This is a genomic window from Microcoleus sp. PH2017_12_PCY_D_A, assembly GCF_020738565.1.
Taxonomy (GTDB): domain Bacteria; phylum Cyanobacteriota; class Cyanobacteriia; order Cyanobacteriales; family Microcoleaceae; genus Microcoleus.
In genome coordinates this window covers 12191-16009 of the sequence record NZ_JAEQCI010000143.1, presented here as the reverse complement: position 1 = coordinate 16009, position 3819 = coordinate 12191, and the positions used below count along the sequence as shown (strand labels likewise).

The 3819-nt window shown below is 44.5% G+C and carries 1 protein-coding gene and 2 pseudogenes; 2 read left to right on the top strand and 1 reads right to left on the bottom strand.

Going from position 1 to position 3819, the window contains the following annotated elements; all coding sequences use genetic code 11:
• Positions 1-152 precede the first annotated feature (152 nt).
• Positions 153-911, bottom strand: a pseudogene (locus JGK39_RS29270) (Uma2 family endonuclease).
• Between the two features lie 404 nt (positions 912-1315).
• On the opposite strand from JGK39_RS29270, the gene JGK39_RS29265 reads away from it, so the two are divergent.
• Both JGK39_RS29265 and JGK39_RS29260 read left to right on the top strand, forming a co-directional pair.
• A complete protein-coding gene (locus JGK39_RS29265; protein ID WP_293262458.1) occupies positions 1316-1798 on the top strand; it encodes an FxLYD domain-containing protein in 483 nt (160 codons plus the stop codon).
• A gap of 229 nt (positions 1799-2027) precedes the next feature.
• Positions 2028-3712 (top strand): annotated as a pseudogene (locus JGK39_RS29260) (ABC transporter ATP-binding protein).
• Positions 3713-3819: the final 107 nt, after the last annotated feature.

Sequence of the window (3819 nt, the reverse complement as noted above, 5' to 3'; positions counted from 1 at the left end):
TGCTTTCTCTCGGTGGCAAAAGTCTGTCATAACTTTAAAAAAATGGTATTAGTCGTAAGGTGCGCATTGCGCACCCTACAGATATGGCGTACAACTTATCAAACAGTCGTAAGGTGCTCATTGCGCACCCTACAGATATGGCGTACAACTTATCAAATAATCTCGTCCGGGTTAATGCCCCGATCGCGCAAATATTCAGCTAGGCGATCGGCCCGTTGACGTTCGCGATCGGCGCGATCGCGTTCTGCTGTTATCTGTTCTACACCCCACAAAAGCAAATTTCCTGCTTCATCCCACCAGCGCAACCAATAACCTGTACGCTGTTCTTTCTCCCCCCGCCAAGTTCCCAAATACAAACCAAAATCTGCTATCCAATGGCGACCTTCCTCATCAGGAAATTTTAGTTCATATTTGCCATTTTGCTGCAAGCGATATACTTCCAGCAATCCACATTCTGGATCGAAAATGATGTAAGTTGGCACTTGCAGAATTTGTTCGTAAAAAAACCACTTTCCGGGCGGGAAAGTACGTCTAATAGAATATTCCTCACCGTCTGTTTCCGACCAAAACTCCATCACAATGGTTGGGATTTCTCCTTCCAAGTTTGGGGTGTAGCTTTTGCGGTCTCTTCTCGATTCTACCGGGAGTACCGAAGGTACATAAACCCAATCTGGTGCTTTGATGACTAACTCGCCGTTGACAGTAGCGCAAATGCCAAAGTTGCTAGCAATCAGCATGAGTGGGCCGATTAATCCTCTCTATTCTAAGATTTCTCGCAGCGCTCCAACAATTAGCGGTTGACCTGTATTCTCCACTGGTTTTTCTTCTAATTGGAAGTCATCTGGCAACTTCTCCCAAGTTACGGTCATTGCTACCGTTTTTTGTTTTGGGTTATCTTGAGTCGCGACCATGACTTTACTTTCTAAAGTTTGATAGCTCATTATAACATACCGTCAGTTGTGCATTCATTGGTGTCAATAATCGCCTAAAAACCTTTGGATCTCTAGTTGGGTATCGAAGTCTATATCCCCCTAAATCCCCCTTAAAAAGGGGGACTTTGACGCTGACTATTGTCCCCCCCTTATTTAAGGGGGATTAGGGGGGATCTAGCCTAGTCGCAAGCTGCAAATTATATGCTACCCATAGGTAATCGTAAACTTTATGCTGCCATAAGTAAGGTTCGTAGTGCGGACTTCAGTCCGCAGATTTAGAGCGGACTGAAGTCCGCACTACGAACTGTTTTTGTGATAGCGATTTATTGGACATGACATGAATTACCTTGTACAATTAATGTCACAAAATGCGGAAAAGAAACATGAAGTTTTTACATTTAACAGTAGGATTATCAAGTTTGCTAATATCCCTCATTTCAACTAGCCATTTGCTGGCATCCTCTACAATTACAATTGCTCAAAACTCACAAATTGACGAGCCGTTTTGCTACATGAAAACTCCCGACGGTAAAACAGTAGACTTGGGTAAATTGTGCGAAAAACCGCCCGCTTCGGGAAGTTCCCAAACTTGCATTGCTGGTGCAAACATGGCGGCAAAAGTATCAATTGTCCAGGCAAATTATGATGGAAAAATTTTTAGCGGTAAAGTGTTCAATCAAGGCTGCAAAACAATCAAGAATGTGAAAGTTAATTATGAAGTTTTGGACGAGTCAGGTAATTTGATTGACAACGGATTTATCGACACTCAACCAGCTACTCTTGCACCCGGAGAGTCAGCCGCCTTTCGGGGCGCAGTTGTTGCGGGGGCTAAGGTGCAGGCGACTCATGCAGATGCTCAGGAATGATTGTCGAGTGTTTAGCCGATCGCTGCTATCATATTCTGGCTCAGATATCTCTATAGGTTACGCAGAGATCCCCCTAAATCCCCCTTAAGAAGGGGGACTTTGAGAAGAATCTTGTCCCCCCCTTGGGAAGGGGGGTTAGGGGGGATCTCCGGGTTTCAAAATACCCTATGGGGGATCGAAATGCGTTAACCCTAATCTCTAAAAACAGAACTTGCAGGGGTAAAATATCTTGAAAACTCGATCGACATACTGGCAAATCTTACCCTACCTCCGTCCCCAAAAACAAACCATCGGTAAAGCACTAGCTTGTACCGTAGTATTTACCATATTTTGGCCGATAATCGCGTGGCTGGTGGGCGAAACAGCCAAATTTATAGGAAAAGGAGATTTACAAGGATTCGCGCAAATTGCGGCACTCAGCGCAGTTATATTTTTGATTCGCGGTACAGCCCAGTACGGTCAAGATACGCTGATGGCAAAAGCAGCCTTGACTATTGCTTTAGAAATCCGCAAAAAAGTCTACTCCCACCTCCAAAAACTCGATATCGGCTACTTTGAAACCGCAAAAACCGGAGACTTATCCTACCGTCTCACCGAAGATATTGACCGGATTGGCGAAGTCGTAAATAAATTTTTTCATCAGTTTATTCCCTGTGTGTTGCAGCTAATTGCTGTCATGGGATATATGATTTATCTCAACTGGCAATTGACCTTGGGTGCATTAATTATTGCACCGTTGATGGCTATCTTAATTGGCTGGTTTGGCGAAAGACTGCTGAGTTATTCGCGCCAAAGTCAAAATCGCATTTCCGATTTATCAGCTTTGCTAACAGAAGTATTCAGCGGCATTCGTTTAATCAAAGCATTTGTGGCTGAAGATTACGAAATTGCTCGCTTTGCAGAAGAAGCGGAACAAAACCGTCGCGCTAAGTATTTGTCGGAAAGAGTAAAAGCTCTTCAGTTCGTGGTAGTTGGCTTTCTGGAAGCGATGAGCGTGATTTTGCTGTTTTTCCTGGGTGGTTGGCAAATTGCCCAAGGAAACCTTACTGGTACTCAATTTATCAGTTATATTGCCGGAGTAGCGCTGTTAATTGACCCGATCGCAATTACCACTGCAAATTACGGCGATTTTAAGCAGGGAGAGGCTTCTAGCGATCGCATTTTTGAACTATTAGCCATTGTACCCGCAATCGTCGAAAAGCCGGGGGCGATCGAACTTCCCCACGTTACGGGAAAAGTTGAATACCGGAACATTAATTTTGCCTATAATTCGGAAACACCGATTTTGCAAAATATGAGTTTGCTGGTGCTTCCGGGAGAAATGATCGCTCTCGTGGGTGCATCTGGCGCGGGGAAAACTACGTTAGTAAACTTGTTACCCAGATTTTACGATCCGCAAGCCGGACAGATTTTAATTGATGGGATTGATATTCAAGATGTGACATTAAATACGCTGCGGCGGCAAATTGGAATTGTGCCGCAGGAAACCATTTTATTTTCGGGTACAATTGCTCAAAATATTGCTTTTGGTCAGTCAACGCCCATCAATTTATCAGCGAGTTTCCCGACGGTTATCAAACTTGGGTTGGGGAAAGGGGTGTCAACTTATCTGGTGGCCAAAAACAAAGAATTGCGATCGCCCGTGCAGTTTTGCTAGATCCCCGAATTCTGATCCTCGATGAAGCGACATCGGCGCTAGATTCGGAGTCGGAAGCTTTGGTGCAGGAGGCCTTGGAAAGATTGATGCGCGATCGGACTGTATTTATTATTGCACACCGCTTGGCGACTGTGCGGAAAGCTGACAGAATTTTGGTATTGGAAAAAGGTAGAATCATGGAATCTGGTACTCATGAGGAGTTGTTGGAAAAGGGCGATCGATACGCTCGTTATTACGCTCAGCAATTTAGTCAGTAAAGTATCTTAGAAACCGGGTTTTTGGCCGAATCTACTAGACACAACGAAGTATTATCGAAAAAACCCGGTTTCTGACTACCCGTGCGCACTTCGACCCAAGAAACCGG

Bases quoted from the DNA above. Each gene is read 5' to 3' on its own strand.
- JGK39_RS29265 (WP_293262458.1), top strand. From the start codon at position 1,316: ATGAAGTTTTTACATTTAACAGTAGGATTATCAAGTTTGCTAATATCC.